This is a genomic window from Pseudogemmobacter sp. TB195 (assembly GCF_058313095.1).
The window spans coordinates 1-614 of sequence record NZ_JBZEGG010000145.1; the positions used below are offsets into that span (position 1 = coordinate 1).

The window sequence follows — 614 nt, forward strand, 5'->3', positions numbered from 1 at the left end:
TGATCGCCGCGATGATCTCGATCCGGCTGGTCAGCGCCGCAAGGGCGGCCGAGGTTGTCCATGCCTCAAGCTGGTCCAGACCCCGGTCAAGCGGATTGGCGGTGTGCTGCGCCACAAGCGTCGTCGCATATCCGAGCCGTTCGGCCTCCAGAACCAGCGCGCGGTTCCGCGCGAACGACGCGTCATATGGCTCTTCCGGATCATGCAACGCAGCCCTGTTGCCATGCACCAGAGCCCATATGCCAAAACGTAGCTCGTTTTGAGACATTTTTTCCTCGCATCCACACTGCACAGAAATAATATTTCAATTTACTTTCGCCAATACATAATAATTTAAAAAGTACATTGCTGTCCATGCAAACAAAATTACACTGCATCCAGACATTCAGGATGTAGGCCCATGATATTGACACGTCGCCATGTACTTGCCGGCGCGCTCGCCGCGCCCGTCGTGCTGTCAGGAGCTTCCCGCGCTGGCGCGGCGGCTCCGGTGCGCTTCAGTTACCAGCGCTCCTCGACGCTGCTGACCTTGCTGAGGGAGGACCGGGTTCTTGAAAGGCGGCTGGCGCCGCTGGGTCTGGAGGTGAACTGGAAGCAGTTCACATCTGTGCTCC

Annotated in this window: 2 protein-coding genes; one reads left to right on the forward strand and one right to left on the reverse strand. The window is 57.7% G+C overall.

Going from position 1 to position 614, the window contains the following annotated elements; translation table 11 throughout:
- Positions 1 to 268, reverse strand: a 268-nt coding sequence (locus tag AC4FS3_RS29065) for an LLM class flavin-dependent oxidoreductase (RefSeq protein WP_491023427.1), incomplete at its 3' end; no start/stop codon positions are given.
- A gap of 132 nt (positions 269 to 400) precedes the next feature.
- Here AC4FS3_RS29065 and AC4FS3_RS29070 point away from each other — a divergent pair.
- Positions 401 to 614 (forward strand): hypothetical protein (locus tag AC4FS3_RS29070; protein WP_491023428.1); only part of this gene is annotated, 214 nt, incomplete at its 3' end.